This is a genomic window from Billgrantia zhangzhouensis, assembly GCF_021404465.1.
In the GTDB taxonomy this organism is placed as follows: Bacteria; Pseudomonadota; Gammaproteobacteria; order Pseudomonadales; family Halomonadaceae; genus Halomonas; species Halomonas zhangzhouensis.
In genome coordinates, this window is the sequence record NZ_JABFTT010000002.1 from 312,499 (window position 1) to 338,307 (window position 25,809).

The 25,809-nt window shown below is 63.0% G+C and carries 21 protein-coding genes; 5 read left to right on the forward strand and 16 right to left on the reverse strand.

The annotated features are described in order from the left end of the window. Positions 1–26 precede the first annotated feature (26 nt). Together HOP51_RS03360 and HOP51_RS03365 are read left to right on the forward strand one after the other, a co-directional pair. Entirely contained in the window at positions 27–590 is a 564-nt protein-coding gene (locus tag HOP51_RS03360; RefSeq protein WP_234272528.1) for a TRAP transporter small permease, read from the forward strand. A 31-nt stretch (positions 591–621) separates the two neighbouring features. Further along, positions 622–1,926, forward strand: a complete 1,305-nt coding sequence (locus HOP51_RS03365; RefSeq protein WP_234272530.1) for a TRAP transporter large permease — start codon at positions 622–624, stop codon at positions 1,924–1,926. A 21-nt stretch (positions 1,927–1,947) separates the two neighbouring features. Here the strand turns inward: HOP51_RS03365 and HOP51_RS03370 are convergent, their stop codons facing one another. From HOP51_RS03370 to osmF, 8 genes are all read right to left on the reverse strand, one after another. Continuing rightward, entirely contained in the window at positions 1,948–3,789 is a 1,842-nt protein-coding gene (locus HOP51_RS03370) for a protein kinase domain-containing protein (protein WP_234272531.1), read from the reverse strand. Positions 3,790–3,850: 61 nt separating this feature from the next. Continuing rightward, complete coding sequence (locus HOP51_RS03375; protein ID WP_234272532.1) at positions 3,851–5,506, reverse strand: dihydrolipoyllysine-residue acetyltransferase; 1,656 nt, start codon at positions 5,504–5,506, stop codon at positions 3,851–3,853. A gap of 27 nt (positions 5,507–5,533) precedes the next feature. Further along, complete coding sequence (locus tag HOP51_RS03380; RefSeq protein ID WP_234272533.1) at positions 5,534–6,511, reverse strand: alpha-ketoacid dehydrogenase subunit beta; 978 nt, start codon at positions 6,509–6,511, stop codon at positions 5,534–5,536. Position 6,512: 1 nt separating this feature from the next. Further along, entirely contained in the window at positions 6,513–7,739 is a 1,227-nt protein-coding gene (locus HOP51_RS03385; RefSeq protein ID WP_234272534.1) for a thiamine pyrophosphate-dependent dehydrogenase E1 component subunit alpha, read from the reverse strand. A 281-nt stretch (positions 7,740–8,020) separates the two neighbouring features. Beyond that, on the reverse strand, positions 8,021–8,788 hold the full coding sequence (locus HOP51_RS03390) for an ABC transporter permease (protein ID WP_234272535.1): 768 nt from the start codon (positions 8,786–8,788) through the stop codon (positions 8,021–8,023). Next, positions 8,785–9,726, reverse strand: coding sequence for an ABC transporter ATP-binding protein (locus HOP51_RS03395; protein ID WP_234272536.1), 942 nt, complete (start codon positions 9,724–9,726; stop codon positions 8,785–8,787). Before HOP51_RS03395 ends, HOP51_RS03390 begins: the two co-directional genes overlap by 4 nt. Then, positions 9,723–10,889: an ABC transporter permease gene (locus HOP51_RS03400; RefSeq protein ID WP_234272537.1), complete on the reverse strand. Its 1,167-nt coding sequence runs from the start codon at positions 10,887–10,889 to the stop codon at positions 9,723–9,725. The genes HOP51_RS03395 and HOP51_RS03400 overlap by 4 nt, the downstream gene beginning before the upstream one ends. A gap of 3 nt (positions 10,890–10,892) precedes the next feature. Beyond that, positions 10,893–11,804: a glycine betaine ABC transporter substrate-binding protein OsmF gene (gene osmF / locus HOP51_RS03405; RefSeq protein ID WP_234272538.1), complete on the reverse strand. Its 912-nt coding sequence runs from the start codon at positions 11,802–11,804 to the stop codon at positions 10,893–10,895. Between the two features lie 93 nt (positions 11,805–11,897). Between osmF and HOP51_RS03410 the strand changes: the two genes are divergently transcribed. Then, positions 11,898–12,929: a DUF1853 family protein gene (locus HOP51_RS03410; RefSeq protein ID WP_234272539.1), complete on the forward strand. Its 1,032-nt coding sequence runs from the start codon at positions 11,898–11,900 to the stop codon at positions 12,927–12,929. 7 nt (positions 12,930–12,936) lie between these two features. Here HOP51_RS03410 and cysS read toward each other — a convergent pair whose 3' ends face one another. Together cysS and HOP51_RS03420 are read right to left on the reverse strand one after the other, a co-directional pair. Beyond that, entirely contained in the window at positions 12,937–14,334 is a 1,398-nt protein-coding gene (cysS, locus tag HOP51_RS03415) for a cysteine--tRNA ligase (protein ID WP_234272540.1), read from the reverse strand. 1 nt (position 14,335) lies between these two features. Then, positions 14,336–16,045 (reverse strand): glutamine--tRNA ligase/YqeY domain fusion protein, encoded by a 1,710-nt coding sequence (locus tag HOP51_RS03420; RefSeq protein ID WP_234272541.1) that lies wholly within the window; start codon positions 16,043–16,045, stop codon positions 14,336–14,338. A gap of 188 nt (positions 16,046–16,233) precedes the next feature. On the opposite strand from HOP51_RS03420, the gene HOP51_RS03425 reads away from it, so the two are divergent. Then, positions 16,234–16,743: a peptidylprolyl isomerase gene (locus HOP51_RS03425; protein ID WP_234272542.1), complete on the forward strand. Its 510-nt coding sequence runs from the start codon at positions 16,234–16,236 to the stop codon at positions 16,741–16,743. 72 nt (positions 16,744–16,815) lie between these two features. Next, positions 16,816–17,592, forward strand: coding sequence for a UDP-2,3-diacylglucosamine diphosphatase (locus HOP51_RS03430; RefSeq protein WP_234272543.1), 777 nt, complete (start codon positions 16,816–16,818; stop codon positions 17,590–17,592). Here HOP51_RS03430 and HOP51_RS03435 read toward each other — a convergent pair. The 6 genes from HOP51_RS03435 to clpP form a co-directional block, all read right to left on the reverse strand. Then, on the reverse strand, positions 17,587–18,642 hold the full coding sequence (locus tag HOP51_RS03435; protein ID WP_234272544.1) for a CobW family GTP-binding protein: 1,056 nt from the start codon (positions 18,640–18,642) through the stop codon (positions 17,587–17,589). The two genes, HOP51_RS03430 and HOP51_RS03435, sit on opposite strands and share 6 nt — an antisense overlap. Positions 18,643–18,801: 159 nt before the next feature. After that, on the reverse strand, positions 18,802–20,619 hold the full coding sequence (locus HOP51_RS03440) for a SurA N-terminal domain-containing protein (protein ID WP_234272545.1): 1,818 nt from the start codon (positions 20,617–20,619) through the stop codon (positions 18,802–18,804). 212 nt (positions 20,620–20,831) lie between these two features. Then, positions 20,832–21,104 (reverse strand): HU family DNA-binding protein, encoded by a 273-nt coding sequence (locus HOP51_RS03445; RefSeq protein ID WP_086509724.1) that lies wholly within the window; start codon positions 21,102–21,104, stop codon positions 20,832–20,834. Positions 21,105–21,281: 177 nt separating this feature from the next. Next, entirely contained in the window at positions 21,282–23,687 is a 2,406-nt protein-coding gene (gene lon / locus HOP51_RS03450; protein ID WP_234272546.1) for an endopeptidase La, read from the reverse strand. 144 nt (positions 23,688–23,831) lie between these two features. Beyond that, positions 23,832–25,109 carry an ATP-dependent Clp protease ATP-binding subunit ClpX gene (gene clpX / locus HOP51_RS03455; protein ID WP_234272547.1) on the reverse strand — a complete coding sequence of 426 codons (1,278 nt, stop codon included), beginning with the start codon at positions 25,107–25,109 and terminating at the stop codon, positions 23,832–23,834. 77 nt (positions 25,110–25,186) lie between these two features. After that, a complete protein-coding gene (gene clpP, locus HOP51_RS03460) occupies positions 25,187–25,807 on the reverse strand; it encodes an ATP-dependent Clp endopeptidase proteolytic subunit ClpP (RefSeq protein ID WP_234272548.1) in 621 nt (206 codons plus the stop codon). Between the last annotated feature and the right edge of the window lie 2 nt (positions 25,808–25,809).

Here is a 25,809-nt window from a genome sequence, read left to right on the forward strand (position 1 = left end):
TCTCAGTTCGCCACGAGGCTCCTGTCATGATCTTCAAGTTCAATGCGCTCTATCGTCTGGGCGCTTGGGGCGCCGCTGCCTGCATGGTGATGATCTGCACCCTGGTCGCCCTTCAGGTTAGCTTCCGCCTGGTCGACGCACTGCTGGTGCTGGTGGGCATGCGCCGCCTTGGCCTGGGCATCACCGGCGTATCGGAGATCGCCTCCTACCTGCTGGTGGGGGCGACGTTCCTCGGCCTCGCCTACACCTTCGTCCACCATGCGCACATCCGCGTCACCCTGCTGATTTCCCGACTGCCATCGGCACTGCGTGCCTGGTTCGAGGTGTTCTGCCTGCTGGTGGCGCTCGTCATCAGCCTGTTGCTGGGCTATGGGCTGGTAGAGCTTGCCCGCGAGAGCCGTGAATTCAACGACGTCTCCTCGGGCTTCCTGTCGATTCCGCTATGGATTCCCCAGACGGTGCTGGCTACCGGTGTCGGCCTGCTCTGCCTGGCACTGGCCGAGGCCCTGGCGACCACCTTGCGCATCGCCATCCGCGAACCGGATCGCTTTCGTGAAGCGACCGCCAACGACGACAGCGATCCCCCCTGAGCCGCGCCTCAACCACACGGAGACACACCACGTGTTGATACTCAGTCTGGCCACCATTTTCACGCTGGCGATCCTACTCGGCAGCGGGGTATGGATCGCCTTCGCTCTGATCGGCACCGCGTGGATCGCGCTGGCCTTCTTCAGCCCTTTCGCACCGGGTCCGATCCTCGCTTCCGATTTCTGGGGTGCCAGCTATGGATGGGACCTGACCGCCCTACCGATGTTCATCTGGATGGGCGAGATCCTGTTCCGTTCGGGGCTTGCTGATAACATGTTCCGTGGCCTGTCACCCTGGCTCAACCGCATTCCCGGCCGCCTGTTGCACACCAATATCCTCGGCAGCGGCATGTTCGCCGCCGTGTGTGGCTCGTCGGCGGCCACCTGTGCCACGGTAGGCAAGATGACGCTGCCGGAGCTGGAACGGCGCGGCTACGACAGCAACATGGCCATCGGTACTCTGGCCAGCGCCTCGACGCTGGGACTGCTGATCCCGCCCTCGATCGTGCTGATCGTCTATGGCGTGGTCACCGAGCAGTCGATATCACGGCTGTTCATGGCCGGGATCGGCCCGGGCCTGATGATTCTGGCACTGTTCATGTGCTACCTGGTTGTCTGGTCGCTGATCAGGGGCAATCGCCAGGGTCTGACCGGTCAGGACGAATCCTCCGTGTCGCTCGCCCAGAAGCTGCGTCATACCCTGGAGCTGATTCCCATCCTGCTGCTGATCGGCGGCATCATCGTATCGATCTATGGCGGGTTCGCCTCACCCACCGAGGCCGCCGCGGTGGGCGTGGTACTGTCGATGCTGATCGCCCGCTGGAACGGCAGCTTCGGCATTGGCATCTTCAGAGAATCGCTGTTCGCCGCCGTGCGCACTGCCTGCATGATCGCCTTCATCATCGCCGGCGCCTCGTTCCTGACGTCCGCCATGGGCTTCACCCAGGTGCCGATGCAACTGGCCCGCGCCATCGGCGAAATGGGCCTGTCACCCACCATGCTGCTAGTGGCACTCACGCTGCTGCTGCTGGTGATGGGCTGTTTCCTCGACGGTATCTCGCTAATCCTGCTGGTCACGGCCATCATCATGCCGTTGGTCAGCGCGGCGGGGTTCGACCTGATCTGGTTCGGTATCTATCTGGTGATCGTGGTCGAGATGTCGCAAATCACTCCTCCCGTCGGCTTCAATCTGTTCGTCATCCAAGGCCTGACGGGCAAGGACATCGTGACCATCACCAAGGCCACGCTACCCTTCTTCCTGCTGATGCTGGCGGCGATCGCACTGATGCACGCCTTCCCCCAGATCGCCCTCTATCTCCCATACAGCATGACGCGCTAAGCGCTGATACCGTTACAGCGATTAGGCCCGGGAGCCACCGTCCCGGGCCTCCTCACGTGGATTGCGTGGGTAGTAGCGCTCGGGCTGACGCTCCACGTGAGCAAAGAAGCGCGTGTCCTTGTAGGGCATCTTCATGAAGCCCGACACCCCCAGCCCCTCGATCAGCCCGACGGCATCGAGAATGTCGTCGAGCCGGTCGCGGAATTCCACCTCGCGGGAGGGATCGAGCAGGCGGTAATAACTGTGGATCTTGAGGTGCTGGGGCAGCGCCTCGAAGATGATCATGCCGGTGTGATGGATGTCGTTGAGCGCCTCCAGAGAGGTGATGATCGGTTCCGGCAGGACCAGGAACTCCTCGGGGTCGGGGCCATCCTCGAAGTAGCTGTGCAGGCGGCTGCGGTCCTCCAGTTCCGGCACGGCGCTAACTTCGTAACGCAGCCGCATGCCGGGCTCGATCACGAACGGATGCGCCGGGCTCTCGCGATCCAGGTGCAGGGTGTCGCGCGCATTGAACAGGCAACTCTTGAAAATCCCCTGGCGATAGATGGCCCGCGCTAGATTGACCATGTTGTTGACCGCCGCGACAAAAGCCGGCTTGAGCGTGGTGTCGTGTAGATTGAGCGAGGTATCGATGTATACGCCCTCGCTTTCCCAGCGTACCGCGAGTCCGCCCACCACAGGGTACTTGCCAAGGCGACTCACTGCCGCCAGGAAGGCCTTTTCGGTCTCGCCCATGCCCTGCATGAAGTTCTTGTAGTAGCGGTCGAGCTGCACGTCGTTGACGTCGCTGAGCGTCTCGCGGCCACCCTCCTCGCGCAGAAAGGCCTTGCGCGAACTGTAGACCACGGTGTCGATCTCCCGCGTCGATGGGCTGACCCAGGCCGGCACCAGCGGCGCTTCCGGCGTCTCGGGCAGATCGATCATCACCACCCGGGCCAGGCGCGGCATCTCGCGAATGAAGTGATCTCCGGCCTGCAGCCGAACCCTCGGGTCCGGGTCGAGCATGCCGTCGAGCATCCGCGCGAACTCCATGGGCAGGCCCAGGGAGGTGGCCGGGATGGCACGGTGGCCGAAGCGGCACGACTGTGCCGAGGCCAGCGCATAGAGGGTGCCAGCAGTGCCCTGCTCGTCGAAGCGCGGCGACGACAGCGCCCCGTTCAACTGCTCCTCGCCAATGAAATAGACGTCACCGAGGCGAGCATTGGTCTGCTGCAGGTTGTCCGACATCAGTTCCATGACGTTGGCGGCGACGAACTGCTGGTTGGCGTCTAGCTGGGCGAACACCGAAGAGCCCCAGTCGATCAGCGCAATCGCCTCGCGGCGGGCATCGAAGACCAGATTCGAGGGCTTGATGTCGCCATGCACGATGGGGCGCCCCGCCGGCCCCGACTCGTGGCGCAGGCTGCGCAGGATGTCGGCAAGCTGGTCGGCAATGCGCACCACCAGGCGCGGAGGAAGGCGCCCTTCACGCAGCGAGACCTCCTCCAGGTTGAGCCCCGGCGCCCGCTGCATTACCAGGATCGACTGGTTGCGCACGCGCTGATAGGCGATCAGGCGGGGCACCCGGGGGTGGTCGACCTGCTCCAACATGAACGCCTCCTCCTCGAGGCGGTCCTGCAACTGCTGGGGCAGGTTGACCCGGGTGAACTTGAACACGTACTCCTCGCCATGAGCAGTAATGCCGGCGAAGACGAAGCCGTAGGCGCCCTTGCCGATCAGCTCGATGTCACGGTAACCCAACTGCTCGAGCTGGGCGCGGCACAGCGCCACCCACTCCTTGAGCTTGCGTGCGTCGTCGTGGCTGAGCAGGTAGATCGACTGCTCTTCGGGGATATAGAACTGCTGCAGCGGCGCCTGGGACATGTGGAATTGCCCATCGAAAGGGAGCCGTCGCGGGCCAGCTCGCCCGGACGGCTCTGCCGGACTAGCCGAGATGCAGGAGCATGGTCTCAGGGCTCTCGAGGTAGCCCTTCCAGGCATTGCAGAAGCGTGCGATGGTGCCTCCGTCGATGACCCGGTGATCACCCGCCCAGGTTACCGTCATGATCGCCCGCTTGACCACTGCGCCGCGCTCATCGAAGCGCGGTAGCCACTGGCTCTTGCCGATGGCGACGATGGCCAGCTCCGGCGCATTGATGATCGGCGCCGCGTAGGTGCCGCCAAAGGCGCCGATATTGGAGATGCTGATGGTGCCGCCCTTGAGGTCCTCCTGTGCCACCCGGCCTTCGCGCGCATCGGCCGTCAGGCGCTGGATCTCACGGGCTACTTCGAGCACGCTGCGCCGCTCCACCTGCTTGACGTTGGGCACGATCAGGCCCGTTCGGCTGTCCACGGCCATGCCGACGTTGACCGAAGGCAGGTAGTGGATCTCGGTGACTTCGGCGTTGAGCCGGGCATTGAGGATCGGCTCCTCGCGAACCGCCAGTGCCAATGCTTTCATGAACAACGGCATCAGCGTCAGGCGAACCTGCTGTGCCTCGGCCACCGGCTTGAGCCGCTCGCGCAGCGCCAACAGCTCGGTGACGTCGATCTCCTCGCCATAGTGGAAATGCGGAATGGTGCTGGCCGACTCCACCATGCGCCGCGCCATTACTGCGCGTACGCCGCGAATCGGCTCGACTCGCACTTCGCCCTCCTCTTGCTTCGACGGCGCCGCTCCCTGCCGAGGAACCTCGCAGCGGGCGGGCGGCGTGCCGGCCCGTGCGGGTCGCGCTTCACCTTGCTCGACCTGGCCGTATCCCCGCTGCCCGTTTTCCAAGTAGCGCAGCACGTCCTCCTTGAGCACACGGCCGTCCTTGCCAGAGCCATCGATCGACTCGAGCGACAGGCCATGCTCGCGCACCAAGCGGCGCACCGCTGGGCTGGCCGGGATGCGCCCATAGGGACCACGGCCGCCGCTGGCCACCGGCACGATGCTTTCCTTGTGCCCGGATGTTTGCGGCAAGCCGGGTTCAGCACCAGACGCCTCAGCGGCAACGATATCTTCGCCCTCCTCGACATGAGCCGGCACATAGGCGAACAGCGGGGCGTGTACCTTGGCGATGTCGCCCTTGGGCACATAGAGCTTGCTTACCGTGCCCGCCTCGGGGGCAGTGATCTCTACCAACGCCTTATCAGTCATCACGTCGACCAGCGGCTGATCCTCCTCGATCGCCTCACCTTCGGCGACGCGCCACTCCACCACTTCGCATTCGACGATACCCTCGCCGATATCGGGTAGTATGAAGTCGCGGGCCGGAACCGCAGCAATGGGCCGCGCCTCGGCCGCCGGGCTTGCCACTTCGTCGTCTTCATCAGCGTCGGGGCGCGGCGGATCGAGCGCCTCAGTGCTCTCGCCCTCCTCGCCATGCGCCTCATAGGCGAACAGTGGGGCATGCACCTTGGCAATATTACCCTTTGCCACGTACAGCCTGGTGACGCGGCCCGCTTCGGGGGCGGTGATCTCGACCAGTGCCTTGTCGGTCATGACTTCGACCACCGGCTGGTCCTCGGCGATCTCGTCACCTTCGCTCACGCGCCATTCGACCACTTCGCACTCCACGATACCTTCGCCGATATCGGGCAGCATGAAATCGCTCATCGTTCTCTCCTGTCCTGATATCGGGCGTCAGTACGCCACGGATGCCTTGATCGCCTCGAATATCTTGAGATGATCGGGCAGGTACTCCTTCTCCAGCGTCAGCGGGAACGGCGTATCCAGGCCCGTCACCCGCTCGATGGGCGACTCCAGGTACAGGAAGCAGCGCTCCTGGATGGTGGCGGCGATCTCACCGGCGAATCCGCCGGTGCGCGGCGCCTCGTGGGTGATCACCAGGCGGCCGGTCTTGAGTACCGACTCGACCACGGTGTCCTCGTCCCACGGCAGGATGCTGCGCAGGTCGATCACTTCGCAGGAAATACCCTCCTTCTCGGCGAGTTCCACGGTGCGCTCGATTACCTCCATCTGCGCGCCCCAACCGAGCACGGTGACGTCGCTGCCCTCCTTGATGACCTCGGCCTCGCCGATGGGCAGCTGGTAGTCCTCCTCGGGCACCTCGCCCACCGCGGCACGATAGAGCCGCTTGGGCTCGAAGAAGATCACCGGATCGGGATCGCGAATCGCCGACAGCAACAACCCCTTGGCCTGATAGGGATTGCGCGGCACCACGATCTTGAGCCCCGGAGTGTGGGCGAAATAGGCTTCCGGCGATTGGGAATGATAGTGGCCGCCGGAGATGCCACCGCCGTATGGCGTACGAATGGTCAGGCCACCGACATTGAACAGGTCACCGGAGCGATAACGGAACTTGGCCGTTTCGTTGACGATCTGGTCGAAGGCCGGAAAGATGTAGTCGGCGAACTGGATCTCGGCCACCGGTACCGAACCCTGGGCCGCCAGGCCATTGGCGAAACCGATGATCCCTTGCTCCACCAGGGGCGTGTTGAAGCAGCGCTCGCGGCCGTACTTCTCTTGCAGATGGCTGGTGGCACGGAAGACACCACCGAAAACGCCGACATCCTCGCCGAAGCAGAGCACCTTGTCGTCCTCGGCCATGGCGATGTCCAGCGCGTTGTTGATCGCCTGAAGCATGTTCATCTTGGGCATGTCAGGCTCCTCCCTGCTCGTCGCCGGCCTTGTACTCGCTACCTGCCGCCTTGACGTCGGGATCGAGCGATCGCGCTCCCTTCGGATAGGCGTCGGGATACTTGCGGATATGGGTCTTGAGCGCGTCGAGCTGGCGCTGTAGCGCCGGCGTCACGTCGGCGTAGACATCCGTGACCAGGCTTTCGAGCGGGGGCGGCGGTCGCTTCTCGGCACGCTTCATGGTTTCGAGCACCTCGCGGCGCAGGCTGTCCTGGAGTTCTTTCTCCTCCTCCTCGCTCCACCAGCCGCGATCGATCAGCCAGCGCTGCATGCGCAGGATGGGGTCCTTCTCGCGCCATGCCTCCTCCTCCTTGCGCGAGCGGTAACCGGAGGGATCGTCAGACGACGAGTGCGCCGCCAGTCGATAGGTCATCGCCTCGATCAGCACCGGTTGGTTTTTTTCCACGGCGATCTTGCGCGCGTCCTGGGTGGCACGATAGACCGCCAGCACGTCGTTGCCATCGACACGAATCACGTGCATGCGATAGCCGAACGCCCGCGGGGCGATGCCGTCGGCGGCGAACTGCTCGCTGGCCGGCGTGGAGATCGCATAACCATTGTTGCGACAGAAGAAGATCACCGGCACCTTATGCACCGAGGCCATGTTCAGCGCCGCATGGAAGTCCCCTTCCGATGCGGCCCCCTCGCCGAAGAAGGTGATGGTGCAATGCCCTTCTCCGGCCAGCTTCTGACCATAGGCGTAGCCGGTGGCCTGGGGAATCTGGGTGGCCAACGGTGAGGAGATGGTCATGTAGTGCAGCTTGCGCGACCCGTAGTGGATCGGCATCTGCCGTCCCTTGCCGTAGTCGAGCTCGTTACCGAACAGTTGGTTCATGAACTCGTCGTAGCTGAAGCCACGGTAAACCAGCGCGCCTTGCTCACGATACTGAGCCATGATCATGTCGGCATCGTCCAGTGCCGCGGTGGCGCCGATCACCGCCGCCTCTTCACCGGTGCACTGCATGTAGAACGACAGCCGCCCCTGGCGCTGCGCCGCCATCATGCGCTCGTCGAGCACCCGCGTGACGAGCATGGCGCGGTAGATCTTGAGCGCCTTTTCCTCATCGAGTTCGGGCGCTTCGGCGCCCTCGAACAAGGTGCCATCCTGCTGCAACAGACGAAACGTGGGGATGTGGAACTCGTCGCCGGTCATGAAGCTTGGCGAGTGGACGTCATGTGTTGTTGTCATCTTCCTGGTCCTTGGGTGGTGGCAGGAGGAATACGCCCCTCGTGAGGGCAGTGTTGTCTCTAATGTAGCCGGCTGCCAGAGGGTCACTCCAGCAAGTCGCCAACGCTGGAGAAGTTGACGTTAACGTAAGATGAATCTAAACGCATCCATTTTGCCAGCCTATAAGCACTTCGTATAAGAAATTCCCTGGTGAGGTGGCAGTCTGACGACATGATGAACCAAAAGACACGCCCCGCCCGGAAGGATCATCCAGACCAGGAGCGACGCCAGACACAGCGACATCAAGCGTCGGGACGACGCTGCATTCGATCGAACGTGCTGTCGACACACAGGGCAAGCAGCCCGATCAACAGCGCACCCTGCACGATATAGGCGGTATTGCCATTGACGATGCCGGAAATGATGGGATCGCCCAGATTACTGGCGCCAACGGTGGCTCCCAGCGCAGCAGTGGCGATATTGATGGTGACGGAGGTACGAATGCCGGCGAGGATCACCGGAGCGGCCAGCGGTAGCTCCACCTGACGCAGGATCTGCCCTGCCGTCATGCCCATGCCGCGCGCCGCCTCGCGTACCTCGGGGTCGATGCCATCGATCCCGGCCAGGGTGTTGCGCACGATCGGCAACAGCCCGTACAGCAGCAGGGCGACGATGATCGGCAAGGTACCGAAACCGAGCGCAGGCACCGCCAGCGCCAACACGGCAACGGGCGGGAAAGTCTGGCCAATGGAAGCGAGCTGCGACACCATTGGCAGGAAGTCCCGGCCAGCCGTTCGTGTCACGGCGACTGCCGCTCCCACCCCCAGAGTTACGGCCAACAGCGAGGCTGCTCCCACCACCAGGACATGCTGTGCCAGCAGAGTGAAGAAACCGGCACGCCGATAGATCACTTGGCGCGTATCCGGCTCGATCAGGCGAAACAGCCATTCCAGGTGAGTCATCCCGGCCGTCAGTAGCAGCAACAGCGACAACCAGGCCAACGGCGCCAGCCAGCGGCGCAAGGAGGCCACCGGCATTCCCGGCACGGCTACCGCCGTCTGGCGATTCATGACGTCTTGGCCCCAAGCAGGCGGCGTAGCGACAGCTCGCCGATGGGGATGTCTTCTTCGTCGACCACCGTCAGGCGATCCACGCGGTGCCACAGCATTACCGACAGCGCCTGACTGAGCGGCGCGCCATACGGAATCCGCTCGCTGGCCAACAAGCGGGGCCCCAGTGGCAGCATGCGCTCGGATACCTGAATCAGCGCTGCCTCCTTGAGGCCGCGATCCAACCCGCCCAGCAGCGATTCGACGAAGGGATTGGCAGGCTCGTGCAACAACTCGATGGGCTTGCCCTGCTGCACGATCCGGCCCTGATGCATCACTACCAGGCGATCGGCCAGCGCCAACGCCTCGTCCATGTCGTGAGTGACGAAGACGACTGTCTTGTGCAGGCGGGCCTGAAGCTCGCGCATCTCCTGCTGCAGGGTTTCACGGGTAATCGGGTCTAGCGCCCCAAAGGGCTCGTCCATCAACAGGATGTCTGGATCGGCGGCCAGCGCCCGGGCAACCCCTACCCGCTGCGCCTGCCCGCCCGAGAGCTGACGCGGATACTTGCCGGCGAACTCGGCAACCGACAGGCCAAGAAGGTGCATCAGTTCCTCGACCCGTTCGCGCACTCTGGCCTTGGGCCACCTCAGCAGACGCGGCACCAGCCCGATGTTGCGCGCCACCGTCCAGTGCGGAAACAGCCCGGTACTCTGGATGACGTAGCCGATCCGCCGACGCAGCTCGACTTCGTCGAAGTTACGCACCGGCTGGCCATCTAGGTGAATCTCGCCACCGTCATGCTCGATCAAGCGGTTGATCATGCGCAGCGTGGTGGACTTGCCACAGCCCGAGGTCCCGACCAGCGCACATAGCTCGCCCTTCTCCACACGCAACGAGATGCCGTCGACTGCGGTCTCGCTGCCGAAGCGCTTGGTCACGTCGAACAGTTCGATCATGCCGCCCCTCCCGGACGCAGGCGTTCACTCAGAGAACCGAACAGGGCATCCGCCACCAGTGCCAGCACGATGATCGGCAAGGCGCCGAGCAGGACCATGTCCATCGCCGCCTGGCCCAGCCCCTGGAAAATGAAGGTGCCGAGCCCACCGGCACCGATCAGTGCCGCCACCGCGGTCAAGCCTATTGCCTGGACCGTGGTGATGCGAATGCCCTCCAGCACCACCGGCAGCGCCAGCGGCAAACGAACCTGCAGGAACACCTGGCGCCGGCTCATGCCCATGCCCCGGGCCGATTCGATCACTGCCGGCTCCACTTCCTCCAGCGCCACGTGAATGTTGCGCACCATGGGGAGCAGACTGTAGCCGAGCAATGCCAGGAATGCCGGAGCCCAGCCGATACCGCTGACGCCGAACGCCGCCAGCCAGTCGAGCCGCGAGCCGAGCCAGGCAAGCGGTGCCAGCAACAACCCGAACAACGCCAGGCTGGGAATGGTCTGGAGGAAGTTGAGCACAGCGAATCCCGTACGGCGGATTCCGGCATGCCGCCGCATGGCCAGAGCCAGCAGTGATGCCAGCACCAGGCTGGCGCCGACAGCCGCGCCGACCAATATCAGATGCGCCAGCAACGCACTCACGAACTGGTCGCTACGCGCCTGGTACTCGCGCAGCAGAGCCAGCGGCTCCAGCCACAGCGCGAGCGACAACCACCAGCTCGAGACCATCGGCACCAGTAGCAGCCAGCCCAACGGTCGCGACAATCCCAGCCGGGTGCGCAGTTCGATCGTTGCCAGCAGCAGCAGGAACAGTACCAGCCAGAGGGAGCGACCGATAGCGACACGCGCCTGCGGCATGTCCGGCTCGACCAGTACCGTCGTTGCCGCCGAAAGCCACAGCGGTAGCAGCGCCAACAGCGTCACCACGGCAACCAGCGAGAGCCTCAGTTCCTTGCGGCCGGGCTTCCAGGCCAGCACTACCACGGCCAGCATGGGCAGGGCCAACAGCACAGCCGGCCAGCCAGCCATGACGCCCAACGCCATGTGGGAAGTGCCGGGTACGATTCGGTTGGGTGCCACGCTGACCGCGTCGAGCGACAGCCACGCGGCCACGGCAGCAAGCATCAGACTCAACAGGACCCAATTGGGAGATTGCCTGCCCTCACCCACGCGTCAGTCCTGCAGTCCGGCCAGATACTCCTCGGCAACCTGGCGCGGATCGAGGCCCTCCACCGCAACCCGGGCATTGAGCTCCTGCAGCGTCTCGAGATCGAGCGACTGGAACAATGGCTCGAGCAGCTCGGCGATCTGCGGGTAAGCCTCGAGCACCTCCTCACGCACCACCGGCGCCGGCTGATAGACCGGCTGCACGCCGAGCGTGTCCTCCAGCACCACCAGGTCCAGTGCATTGAGCCCACCATCGGTACCATAGGTCATGGCACCATTCACGCCGCTGGTCTGCTGCGCGGCGGCGCGCATGGTGGCAGCGGTATTGCCGCCGGACAGCACCAGCAACTGGTCGGCGCTCAGTTCGAAACCATAGGCTTCCTGAAATGCCGGTAGCGCCTGCTCCGATTCGACGAACTCCGCGCTGGCGGCAAACTTGAATTCCCCGCCGTCATCAAGATACTCGGTGAGATCCTCCAAGGTCTCGAGGCCATGCTCACGGGCCAAGTCGCCGCGCACGCTCATGGCCCAGGTATTGTTGGCCTGTGCCGGCGTCAGCCATACCAACCCATTCTCGGCATCCCGCTCGCGCACCGTCTCAAAGGCCTGCTCAGCGTCGTGCCAGACGTCGCTGTCGGCCATGTCGAAGAAGAAGGCACCGTTGCCCGTATACTCGGGATAGAGGTCGATTTCTCCGCTCAGCAGTGCCTGGCGCACGATGTTCGTGGCACCGAGCTGCAGCCGATCCGCGGTCTCGATACCACCCTGCTGCAAGCGCTGGATGATCAACTGACCCAGTACCGAACCTTCGGTGTCGATCTTGGAGGATACCGTCACCGGTTCATTGGCCTGTACGCCCGTCGCGAGCAACAGGGAACCGGCAGCCAACGCCGCCAGGCTGGACAAGGAGCGTTTCATCGTTACCACCATCCGTTGTGAATGTCAGTAGAGTATAAGGCGTGTACAGTTTGACTGTCAGACACGATCTCAACGCGGAGCTACACGCCCACCATGTCCGAGGACGATGCCGCCCTGCTTGCCCGTTGCCATCACCCACTGGTGCGCGATCTGGCCTGGATCGTGCTGGCGCCAGACCTGATCCTCACCCCTTGGCCAAGCAGGCCCAGCCGTGAGGACCTGGGCCTGGAAGGCGATGATCGCCTGCACGCCTGGCTCGGCGAGCTCGAGGCCAATCCCCAAGGGTTGGAGCGCCGGGTGGGCGATACCGTCGACGGCCGCATGGGGCATTATCATGAGCGCCTGTGGCAGTTCCTGCTCGATACCGCGCCGGGTACTCGCCTGCTCGCCAGCAACCTGCGCGTGCACCAGGGCAAGCGCACCCTTGGCGAACTCGATCTGCTCTATCGTCGACGAGACGACCCTACACCGGTACATCTAGAAGTGGCGATCAAGTTCTACCTGGGGCTACCGGAAGGCCCCGGCCCGCTTCATGACCAGGCCCGCTGGATCGGTCCCGGCAGCGCCGACAGCCTGGCCACCAAGCGCGAGCACCTCGACCGTCATCAACTGCGCCTGACGGAGAGAGTCGAAACACGCACGACGATCCGCCAGCACACCCATCCTCGTGACATCGGCCCAGCCCCAGAGGTTGCCATCCAGCGTCAGCTGGCGATACCCGGTGTGTTGTTCTATCCCTGGCAGACACCCATGCCGGAACCGCACGAAGCGTCTTCCGACCACCTGCGCGGCCATTGGTTGCACTGGTGCGACTGGCGGCGACTGCGCGACGGCCTGGCCCGTGGCACGCGTGCCGCCTGGCTGGTCAAACCTCACTGGCTGGCACTGCCGCGGGACGAAGCGTTCCTGCCGCTACATCAGGTCGAGGCGCGCCTCGCCCAGCATTTTTCCCGCCCCTCCGCTCCGGTGCAAATCGCCCTGCTCGACCCCCGCGCTCACGGGCGCCGTCATCGGCGCCTGTTCATCGTGGACGACAGCTGGCCACTGCAGATACCGCTGCCTCCCGACCGCTTGCCTGACCCAGACACGACTGCGCCCGGCCGCAGCCGGGCGCAGAGACATTGAAGCTCCGTTATGGTTTCGGCGACTCGAAGACCCAGCTTGTCCCCTCTCGGGAATCCTTGAGCACGATGCCGAGTGCGGCGAGTTCATCGCGGATGGCATCGGCGGCAGCGAAGTCCCTGGCCTGCTTGGCCTCGGCCCGCTGCAGGATGCGTGCCTCGATCTCCTCTTCGCTCAACGGCAGCGCCGCCTGGCCGCCCCTGAGGAAGGCCTGCGGGTCCTGGCCGAACAGCCCCAGCACGCCGCCCAGACGACGCAGCTCGGCAGCCAGTGCCGGCGCCTCGTCGGGCGCTTCCTTCCTGGCACGGTTCAGCTCGCGCACCAACTCGAACAGCACCGACAGCGCCTCCGCAGTATTGAAGTCGTCATCCATGGCGGCGGTGAAGCGTTCGGCGAAGCGGCCATCGATCGCGCCCATGGCGCTCCCGGGCTCAAGCCCCTCGAGAGCGGTATAGAAACGCTCCAGCGACTTGCGCGCCTCGGCCAGCGACTCGGGGGCATAGTTGATCGGGCTACGATAGTGACTGGCCACCAGCAGGTAGCGCACCACTTCCGGATCGTGAGCCTCGAGTACCTCGCGGATGGTGAAGAAATTGCCCAGCGACTTGGACATTTTCTCCTGATTCACCCGCACTGCCCCGGCATGCATCCAGGTGTTGACGTAGGGCTTGCCAGTGGCCGCTTCGGACTGGGCGATCTCGTTCTCGTGATGCGGGAAAGTCAGGTCCGGTCCGCCGCCGTGAATATCGAAGGTATCGCCCAGGCAGCAGGTCGACATTGCCGAACACTCGATATGCCAGCCGGGGCGCCCTTCACCCCAGGGCGATGGCCAGCTCGCCTCGCCCGGTTTGGCATCCTTCCACAGCACGAAGTCGAGCGGATCCTCCTTGTATTCGTCGACCTCGACCCGGGCGCCGGCACGCATCTCGTCCAGGTTGCGGTTATTGAGCTTGCCGTAGCCCTCGAACTTGCGCACCCGGTAGTAAACGTCGCCGTTGTCGGCCGGATAGGCATAGCCCTTGCCGATCAGGGTTTCGACCATGGCGATGATCTCGGCCACGTGGCCCGTGGCACGCGGCTCGTGATCGGGACGCAGCACGCCAAGACGCGCCTCATCCTCGTGCATGGCATCGATCATGCGCTCGGTCAGCGCCGTGATGCTCTCGCCATTCTCCTCGGCGCGCTTGAGGATCTTGTCGTCGATGTCGGTGATGTTGCGCACGTAGGTGACGTCGAAGCCACGCCAGCGCAGGTAGCGGGTCACCACGTCGAAGGCCACCATCACCCGGGCATGGCCCAGGTGGCAGTAGTCGTAGACGGTCATGCCGCAGACGTACATGCGCACCTTGCCCGGCTCGATAGGGGTGAGCGTCTCCTTGCGCCGCGTCAGCGTATTGTAGATCTGCATGTCAGCCCTTCTTCTGGCCATCTTTTTTCTGGGCTTCTTGCTTCTGAACCTTGGCCCAGCTGTCCTTCAGCCCAACGGTACGATTGAACACCAGCTTGCCGTCGCGACAGGCGTGACGGTCGGCACAGAAGTAGCCTACACGCTCGAACTGGAAGCGCGACTCGGGCGCTGCGTCGGCCAGACTCGGCTCGCCCATAGCCTGACAGACCTTCAGCGACTCGGGATTGAGATGCTCGAGGAAATCGGCGTCCTTGTCCTTGTCGGGTTGCTCGACCAGGAACAGGTTGTCGTACAGGCGCACCTCCATGGGTACCGCATGAGTGGCACTGACCCAATGGATCACACCCTTGACCTTGCGCCCCTCGGGGTTCTTGCCCAGGGTGTCGAAATCCACCGAGCAGCGCAGCTCCGCGACCTCGCCGCTGTCGTCCTTGACCACCTCGTCGCAGCGGATCACGTAGGAGTTACGCAAGCGCACCTCTTGACCGGGCGCCAGGCGGAAGAACTTCTTCGGCGGCTCCTCCATGAAGTCTTCCCGGTCGATATAGAGCTCGCGGGTGAACGGCACCCGGCGCAGGCCCATGCCCTCCCGAGCGGGGTGACCAGGCACTTCGTACACTTCTTCGTGGCCCTCGGCTACGTTGGTCAACACCACCTTGAGCGGATTGAGCACGCACATGGCGCGCGGCGCATTGTCCTCGAGGTCCGAACGGATGGCATGGTAGAGCATGGCGATATCGACCAGCCCCCCATCGGCCCGGGTCACGCCGATCATCTCGCAGAACTTGCGGACCGATGCCGGGGTATAGCCGCGGCGGCGCATGCCCGAGATGGTCGGCATACGCGGATCGTCCCAACCATCGACGATACCCTCGTCCACCAGCAGCTTGAGCTTGCGCTTGGAGGTCAGGGTGTAGTTCATGTTGAGCCGGGCGAACTCGATCTGCCGCGGCTTGGCCGGCACCGGTAGATTGTCGAGGAACCACTCATAGAGCGGGCGGTGATCCTCGAACTCCAGGGTGCAGATGGAGTGGGTCACCCCCTCGATGGCATCGGACTGGCCGTGGGCAAAATCATAGGAAGGATAGATCTTCCACTTGTCGCCGGTCTGATGGTGGTGGGCATGGCGAATGCGGTAAAGGATCGGATCGCGCAGGTTGATGTTGGGCGACGCCATGTCGATCTTGGCACGCAGCACCTTCCCACCCTCGTTGAACTCGCCGGCGCGCATGCGCTCGAGCAGATCGAGGTTCTCCTCCACGCTGCGCTCGCGCCAGGGGCTGGGACGTCCCGGCTCGGTCAGGGTACCGCGGTACTCGCGAATCTCGTCGGGCGAAAGGTCGTCGACGTAGGCCTTGCCCTCGCGAATCAAATGCTGCGCCCAGGCATAGAGCTGATCAAAGTAATCGGAGGCATAGCGCACCTCGCCGGCCCACTCGAAGCCGAGCCAGCTGACATCCTCCTTGATCGCATCGATGTAGGCCTGCTCCTCCTTAGCCGGGTTGGTGTCGTCAAAGCGCAGGTGACAATCCCCACCGAACTGCTCGGCCAGGCCGAAGTTCAGACAGATCGACTTGGCATGCCCCACGTGCAGGAAGCCATTAGGCTCCGGCGGAAAACGGGTGACGATCTTGTCGCTACGGCCGGCCTGGATTTCGTCGCGGATCTGGTTGCGGATGAAATTCGGCGCACTGGCGGTTTCGGTGGTCATGTTGGAGCGAAAAGCCTCTGGTTGGAACGCGAATCCGGAGCGCGGGCAAAGCCTGAAAAAACAGCACCGCCCCCAGCCTCGGCAAGCCAATGAATCCGACGCGCTTCGCGCATCGATACAAAACCGCTATTATAACGCCACGCCCCTGCACGGCGCCAAGGCGCGCAGCTTTCGAAAGGAAAACTTCGATGATCATTCTCGAGACCAGCTATGGCGACATCACCATCGCCCTGAACCATGACCAGGCGCCCAAGACCGCGGCCAATTTCGAGCAGTACGTGCGCGACGGCCACTACGACGGCACTCTCTTTCACCGCGTCATTCCCGGATTCATGATCCAGGGCGGCGGCTTCGACCAGGACTTCAACCAGAAGCCCACCCGCGACCCGATCGAGAACGAGGCCGACAACGGCCTGAAGAACCTGACCGGCACCCTGGCCATGGCCCGCACCCAGGACCCGCACTCCGCCACCGCACAGTTCTTCATCAACGTGGCCGATAACGACTTCCTCAACCACAGCGGCAAATCCATCCAGGGCTGGGGCTACTGTGTCTTCGGTGAAGTGGTCGAAGGCATGGACGTGGTCGAACGCATCACCGCCGTGGACACCACTCGTCGAGGCATGCACGCCGACGTGCCCGCCGAAGATGTGATCATTCAGCGCGCCTACGTCAAGGACGAAGCCAGCGACAGCTGATTCCCGCAGGCCTGCACGCCCGCATGGGGCGGGCGTGTAGCGGCTCGCTTCCCCAAGCCTAGAGACATGGCCATGACCACAACCCTGTTGATCTCCGACCTGCACCTGCACCCCGGCGCTCCTGAGGTCACCGAAGGCTTTCTCGACTGGCTCGACCGGCGCGCCCGCGGTGTCGATACGCTCTATATCCTGGGAGACTTCTTCGAGGCCTGGATCGGCGACGATCTGCTCGACCACGTCGATCAGGATCCCAGCGGCAACGCCGCCCTTGCCCTGCGCGTGGCCACGGCACTTCGCCAATTGACCGACGACGGCACCGCGCTCTATTTGATGCATGGCAACCGCGACTTCCTGCTCGGCCACCGTTTCGCCGATGCCATCGGCGCCAAACTGGTCGCCGATCCTGCCGTCCTGCGCTTCGCCGACGAACCGGTCCTGCTCATGCACGGCGACAGCCTGTGCACTCGCGACGAAGCCTACATGGCCTTTCGCGAACAGGCACGCAATCCGGCCTGGCAAGAGCAGGTCCTGGCCATGCCGTTGGCCGACCGCATCCAGTTGGCTACGGCCCTGCGTCAGCAATCCGGCGAGGCGACCTCCAACAAGGCCGAGGACATCATGGATGTCACTCCCGAGGAGGTCGAACGCGTCATGCGCGATCATGGCGTCACCACGCTGATCCACGGCCATACTCACCGCCCTGCGGTACACGAGATCGAGATCGACGAGCAGCCCGCCCGACGCATCGTGCTGGGCGACTGGCAGCCCGGCAGGGGCTGGGAGGTCGAGATCGGCCCCGAAGGCGACCCAGTGTTGCGAGAGCTTGCACTCCAGCCAGGCCGCTCATGAACGCATGCCGTCCCTGTCCTGTAGGCGGCATGCCTGCAACGCGGACAAAGTCTCCTCGGCGGGCGGCATGAGTTCCAGCTCACCGATCAGCTCCAGCCGTGAATCCTTGCGCCAGGCACTTGCCGCAAGACTCGTACTCCCCTCACCGCGATTGTAGAGCCGCCATCCCGCGTCCGTGTGCCAGACCCCTTTTATACGCAGCCCGGCAGGCAGGCGATCCAGTACCTGGGTCAAACGATCGAGATCGAAGACATCCAGCGGATGCCAGCGCCAGCTCAAAGCCTGGTAGCCCAGGGATCGACCGCTCTCCTGCTGAGGCTGTCCGGGAGATGGCAAGGCTGCGACAAAGTCATCGAGCAACACCGCTGGCTTCGCTACATCGCGCAATGCAGCGTGTGGGGCGCTTTGTGGCGCGCCCCCGGCGTCTACCCGATGCCGGCCGCCATCCACCAACAGCGCGATCGGCAGCTCACCGAAAGGCGCTTCCCTCACCCACTTCTTGGGTGGCCACAACGCTTCGGCATGACGCCGGGCAGCGCTCAACTGATCCGGCCCTACCCTGTCGGTCATGGTCAACGCCACCGCATCGGCCATAGCCAACTGGTCGTTGAAGGTTGCGTGCTCACGTGCACGGGGGTCGGCGAGCCGGGCCGGGTCGAGTAATACGATGACATCGCGTATCTCGAGGACCCCGGCAAAGGCCTCGCCCTGAAGCACATCGAGCAAGCCGGCCGGATGACCAAGCCCCGAAGGTTCAATGATGAGACGGTCGGGACGGTGGCGATGCAGCAGATTGACCAGGGTTGCCTGTAGCACGAAGGAGAGCTGGCAGCACAGACACCCGCCGGGCAGTCCCTTCACGATCACATCGTCACGCACCTCGAACATGGTCTGGTCGATGCCGACCTGACCAAACTCGTTGATCAAGACCGCCCACCGTTCCTTCTCCGGCTTCTGCTCGATCAAGCGTCGGATCAGTGTGGTCTTGCCGCTGCCAAGGAAGCCGGTAAACAAGTGAACGGGTATCGTCGAGAGAGGTGCCGCCCGCATGATGCGCCCTGCCTATGAAATTCGTTATAACATAACATATCTAGATACACCGTTTTAGCCCTGATTGGCGACTCGCCCGAAGAGGACAGGAAGATAACGGTATAAAATCGAACCAAAGAAAAAGGGGGCACTCGCCCCCTTCTCTTGCTGCAAGCGCTTTCAACGCTGAGTGATGTCGGCTGTCTCACGCAGGTGGGTGCTCAGCCCCTGGATGGCGGCTTGAGCACGCAGTTGCTCCGCCATGCGTGCCACGAAGGCTTCGGCTTGTTCATCCACTTCCCCGATCTCGACATCATCGAGCGCTATCAGCACGACACGGCCGCCATCGCTGGCGTGACCGTAAACGGCAGTGTCGTCTGCGGGCTGCGGCAAACGGAAGGCTGCCTGCAGCACTGTGCGCGGCACGTTGCCCTGCTGGCGGGTCGCTCGCTCCACCTGCTGCCACTCGAACTCGAGGTCCTCACCACTACGCAGGCGTTCGAGACGCTCACGAGCAACCTCCAGCAGCGCCTCTCGCTGCTTGCGCTGTTCGACTGAAGCCGCCACACGCTCACGCACCTCCTCGAGCGGCAACACCGTCGCCTCGCGGTGCTCCGCCACGCGTAACACCATGCGGCGATCCTCGTCGAGTTCGATGACCTCGCTATTGAACCCTTCGACAAGTACGTCCTCGCTGAAGGCCTCGTTCATGATACCGGGCTCGGATAACACACCCTCGTCCCCTTCACGTGAAACCCACTCGCTCTCGCGCAGCTCCAGGTCCAGACTATCGGCCACGCTAGCCAGATCGTCGGCGGCAAAGCTCTCATCGATAAGCGCCTGGACACGACGGTTGAACGCGTCGTTTACCTGGCCTAGCGCAAGCTCCCTTGCAAGGTCGTCGCGCATCGCTTCCAGTGGCGCCTGATCCAGCTCCGTGACCTTGACCAGGTGCAAGCCGTTACTGGTTTCGACGATACCTGACACCTGCCCCGGAGAGAGCGCGAAAGCAGCGTCATCAAAGGCATCGCCAAAGAAACCGCGGCTGATCACTCCCAGGTCGCCGCCCTGTTCGGCTGTCGAGGGATCATCGGAGAACTCGAGCGCGAGGTCTTCGAAGGACTCGCCGGCGGCCAGTCGTTCGCGCACCTCTTCCAACTGCGCCACGGCTTCGTCGCGACTACGCTCGCCCTCGAACGTGGCCATGATGTGCGACACGCGACGATCTGCATCCCGCCCGCGCTCTTCCCATGCCTGGCGAATGGCTTCATCGCTGACCTCGACCCGTTCGGCCATTTCCTGGCGGTCGACGATGACATACTCCAGACGCACCTGCTCAGGACGCTGGTAATTCCCACGATGCTCTTGGTAATAGGATTCCAGGTCCGCCTCGCTGGCCTGCACAGGCTCGGCGAGCTCCTCGGGACTCAGGACGTGATAGCGGAAGCTGCGCACTTGGCGCTGCAGCGCGGCCAGGCTCTCACGCTCGTTATCAAGGACGAAGTCACTGACCGCGAGCCCCTGCTGCAGTTGCTGGCGCTTGAGATCGACGCGCAGCGCAGCCCGGAACGAGTTGGGCGTGAAGCCGGCGCTGGCCAGGCGGTTGCGGAACAGGTCGGTATCGAAGTGTCCGTTCTGGTCCTGGAACTCGGGCAGCGTCACGATCACCTGATCGAGCTGCTCGTCGGAGAGGTAGAGTCCACCATCCTCGGCGAAAGCCAGCAGCAGGCGCTCGCCGATCATTTCGTCGAGCACCTGGCCGCGCAGAGCCCTTTCCTGCTCGGGCGGCACCTGACCGGAACGGATCGCACGCTGCACTTCCATTTCCAGTTCCTGGCGGGTGATGCTCTGCCCGTTGACCTTGGCGACTTCATCGCCTCCCCCACCGAACAGCCCCACCAGGGACTCGACGCCGAACAGCGCCATGGTAACCACCACGGCACCCACGATGATCTTGGCACCCCAGCTTCTGGAGCGATCACGAATACTTTGCAGCATGCAGGCCTCGGTTGCTGGTTGTTGGCTGGCTGTGGCGCCACATTATACGTTGGCGGGTCGCCGTGGGCCATCTTGACCGCCCCCGACGACTGGTTCATGGCAAGGCACGGAGCCGCTAAAAAAAGCGCACCGCCGAAGCGGTGCGCCTGATCGTTTGCTGCCGATGCGGGCCTGTCCCTAGCTGGGACTATCGGCACAAATAATCCGTTGACTCAATTCACAGAGTCTTTCAGGGCCTTGCCGGCCTTGAAGGTCGGCACCTTGGCTGCGCTGATCTGGATCGGCTGGCCTGTCTGCGGGTTGCGGCCGGTGCGGGCGGCACGCTCCTTCACCGAGAAAGTACCAAATCCGACAAGAGATACACTGTCGCCTTTCTTGAGGCTTTCGGTGACGGTGTCGACCATGGCATCCAGTGCGCGAGACGCAGCGGCCTTGGGAATGTCGGCAGACGCGGCGATAGCTTCGATCAGCTCGGATTTGTTCACACTTCACCCCTTGACTGTTTCAGAAAATGGCTCTAATCGGCGTGCCTTTCGCCTGGCAACACGATCACAGCATGGCTGGCAGTTTATAGCAATGCTGTAAAAGAGGTGTCAAGCAACTGCGGCGCCAAACCGCGTCATGCCGGGAATTCCGACCCCGACATGACACAGCAATTATCGTTAATGTGTACTGATCATGCTGGAAGAAGAAGCGGAATCTTCCGTTCGTGATTCTTCTCCACCATTGCCGGCCCTTTCTGCCAGGGCCGCCTCCAGTACCTCGTCGATCCAACGGACGGGCCGGACATCCAGCGCGTCCTTGATATTATCCGGCACCTCCTTGAGGTCCCGGCGGTTCTCTTCCGGAATGAGCACAATCTTTATACCACCGCGCCGTGCTGCCAGCAATTTCTCCTTTAGCCCCCCGATCGGCATCACCTCGCCCCGCAGATTCACTTCACCGGTCATGGCCAGGTCACAGCGTACCGGACGGCCGGTATACGCGGACACCATGGCCGTGACCATGGCAATACCGGCGCTGGGGCCATCCTTGGGCGTGGCGCCTTCCGGCACGTGGATATGCAGGTCTTCCTTCTCGAAGCGCTCCGGATCGATACCCAGCGTACTGGCACGCGCCCGCACCACGGTGTGGGCAGCACTGACGGACTCCTTCATCACGTCGCCCAGCGAGCCGGTCTTGTTGATCCGCCCCTTGCCCGGCGTGACCACCGATTCGATATTGAGCAGCTCGCCTCCCACCGAGGTCCAGGCCAGGCCGGTCACGCGCCCCACCTGATCCTCCTTGTCGGCCAGGCCATAGCTGTAACGTCGTACGCCGGCATAGGTCTCGATATCGGCCGCCGTCAGCATCACCGGCGCCTGGGCGCCCTTGCCCTCGTGCTCGAGCCGCTCGCGCAGGACCTTGCGACACACCTTGGCGATCTGCCGCTCCAACTCACGCACCCCCGCCTCACGGGTGTAGTAGCGGATCAGCTCCAGCAGCGACTCGTCGGAGAAGCTCAGTTCCTCGTCCTTGAAACCGTTGGAGTTCAACTGCTTGGGCACCAGGTAACGGCGCGCGATGGCCTGCTTCTCGTCCTCGGTATACCCCGGCAGACGAATGACCTCCATGCGATCCAGCAACGGGCCGGGAATGTTCATCGAATTGGCGGTACAGATGAACATCACCTCGGAGAGATCGTAATCCAGCTCCAGATAGTGATCGCTGAACTTGTCGTTTTGCTCCGGATCAAGCACTTCGAGCAGCGCCGAGGCGGGATCGCCACGGTGATCCATGCCGATCTTGTCGACTTCGTCGAGCAGGAACAACGGATTCTTGACCTCGGCCTTGCTCATGCGCTGAATCAGCTTGCCCGGCAGCGAACCGATGTAGGTGCGGCGATGACCGCGGATCTCGGATTCGTCGCGCACGCCACCCAAGGCCAGGCGCACGTACTTGCGGTTGGTGGCCCGAGCGATCGACTGGCCGAGCGAGGTCTTGCCCACCCCCGGCGGTCCCACCAGGCACAGCACCGGCCCCTTGAGCTTCTTGACCCGCTTCTGCACCGCCAGGTATTCGAGGATGCGCTCCTTGACTTCATCGAGACCGTAGTGGTCCTCGTCCAGTACCTTATGGGCGTGTATCAGGTCATGCTTGACCCGGGTACGCTTCTTCCACGGCACCGACACCAGCCAGTCCAGATAGGAGCGCACCACCGTAGCCTCGGCAGAGCTCGGCGACATCATCTTCAGTTTGCCGAGCTCCTGCACGGCTTTGTCGCGCGCTTCCTTGGGCATGCCCGATTCTTCGATCGCACGCTCGTACTTCTCGGCCTCGTTGGGCACGTTCTCGAGCTCGCCCATCTCCTTCTGGATGGCCTTCATCTGCTCGTTGAGATAGTACTCACGCTGGGACTTCTCCATCTGGTCCTTCACGCGGGATCGAATGCGCTTCTCCACTTGGAGCAGATCGATCTCGGATTCGATCAGCGCCATGAGATGCTCGATGCGCTCACGCACACGATCCATTTCCAGTAGTTGCTGCTTGTCCTGGATCTTGAGCGAGAGATGAGCACAGATCGTGTCGACGAGACGACTCGGGTCTTCGATGCCCGAAAGCGAGTTGAGTACCTCGTTGGGGACTTTCTTGGAGAGCTTGACGTACTGCTCGAACTGATTGAGCAGCACCCGCACCAGCGCTTCCTGCTCACGCTCGCTCAGGGGTTCGCTGTCGCGCAGTACCGCCTCGGCCACGCTGTGGCCCTGATCGGTATGGTGAACTTCACGCAAGTCCGCCCGCGACACGCCCTCGATCAGCACCTTGACGGTGCCATCGGGCAGCTTGAGCAGTTGCATGATTTCAGCAACGGTACCGATGGTGAAAAGATCGTCGGTTCCCGGGTCATCCTGCCCAGCCTCGCGCTGGGCAACCAGCAGCACGCGTTTGTCGGCCGCCATGGCCGCATCGAGGGCCTGGATCGACTTCTCGCGGCCGACGAACAGCGGGATCACCATCTGCGGATAGACGACTACGTCCCGCAGTGGCAGTAGGGGCAGACTCAGGGTCTGAACGGCGTTCTGCTGCATCGCAGACGTTCCTCAAACAGAAATCGGTGGATACAGGGGGGATTGGGGCACGGCACCCCCATTGCAAGGGGCTGGCGAACATGGAAAGGGGCCGCCCGAGCGACCCCTTTCCGTCATGGGCTGGCAGCGGCTCGCCGCCCAGCTTCAGCCGTCAGTACCGTCGACCCGCTGGTCCTGCTGCGAATAGATCAGCAAGGGGTCGCTCTCGCCGGCGATGACCGATGCATCGATGACCACCTTCGAGACTCCCTCCATCGAGGGTATTTCGTACATGGTATCGAGCAGTACCGACTCAAGGATGGAGCGCAGCCCACGGGCGCCGGTCTTGCGCGCCATCGCCTTGGCCGCCACGGCACGCAGGGCGTCCTCGCGGAACTCCAGCTCGACGCCCTCCATGTCGAACAGGCGGGCGTACTGCTTGACCAGAGAGTTCTTGGGTTCGGTAAGAATCTGGATCAATGCATCTTCATTGAGCTCAGTCAGGGTAGCGATGACCGGCAGGCGGCCAACGAACTCCGGAATCAGGCCGAACTTGACCAGATCCTCCGGCTCGACGTCGGCAAGCAAATCACCCACCCCCTTGGTCTCGTCCTTGCTCTTCACCTCGGCACTGAAGCCGATACCGCCCTTCTCGGCACGATCGCGAATCACCTTGTCCAGCCCGGCAAAGGCGCCGCCAACGATGAACAGGATGTTGCCGGTATCGACCTGCAGGAACTCCTGCTGCGGATGCTTGCGGCCACCCTGTGGTGGCACGGACGCTGTGGTGCCTTCGATCAGCTTGAGCAGGGCCTGCTGCACACCCTCGCCCGACACATCGCGGGTGATCGAGGGGTTATCCGACTTGCGCGAGATCTTGTCGATTTCGTCGATGTAAACAATGCCACGCTGGGCCTTCTCCACATCGTAATCGCACTTTTGCAGCAACTTCTGGATGATGTTCTCGACGTCCTCGCCTACGTAACCCGCTTCGGTCAACGTAGTCGCATCGGCGATGGTGAAGGGCACGTTGAGCAGGCGCGCCATGGTCTCGGCCAACAGCGTCTTGCCACTGCCGGTAGGCCCGATCAGTAGAATATTGGATTTGCCAAGCTCCACGTCGTCGCCCTTGACGCCAGCGCGCAGACGCTTGTAGTGATTGTAGACCGCCACGGAAAGCACCGTCTTGGCGCGGTCCTGACCGATCACATACTCATCCAGGGTGCGACGAATCTCGCGGGGAACGGGAAGACGCTCCTCATCGCTCTCGGCATCGGCATCGAGAACTTCCTCGCGAATGATGTCGTTGCAGAGATCGACACACTCGTCGCAGATATAAACGGACGGGCCTGCAATCAGCTTGCGTACTTCGTTCTGATTCTTGCCGCAGAACGAGCAGTAAAGCAGCTTGCCGCCTTCGTCCTTGCCTTTGCCGTCGGCCATTCGCGTACCTCTGTCACTTCGGCGGCCAGATCGGCCGCCGGTAATCACGTAGTTGAAGCGTGCTTGATTTCACGCTATCAGGATGTGGGCCGCTTATCCAGTACGGCGTCGATCAGACCGTATTCCACCGCCTGAGTGCCGCTCATGAAATTGTCGCGGTCGGTATCTCGAGCGATGGTATCGATATCCTGCCCGGTGTGGTGGGCCAGGATATGGTTCAGCTTGTCCCGAATCCCCAGGATCTCGCGGGTATGAATCTCGATGTCCGAAGCCTGCCCCTGGTAGCCCCCCAGCGGCTGGTGGATCATCATGCGCGAATGCGGCAAGCAATAGCGCTTGCCCGCCGTGCCGCCGGCCAGCAGCAAGGCGCCCATGCTGGCAGCCTGGCCGATGCACACGGTGGACACGTCAGGCTTGATGAACTGCATGGTGTCGTACATCGCCATACCGGCCGTCACTGAACCACCAGGCGAATTGATATAAAGGTGTATGTCCTTGTCCGGGTTCTCGGATTCAAGGAAGAGCAGCTGCGCCACGATCAGGTTGGCCATATGATCTTCCACCGGACCCACCAGAAAGATCACACGCTCCTTCAGCAGCCTGGAGTAGATATCGTAGGCCCGCTCGCCACGCGCGCTCTGCTCTACGACCATTGGCACCAAGCCGCCGGCGTTTCGGGTCTCGAACTCGTTGCTCATCA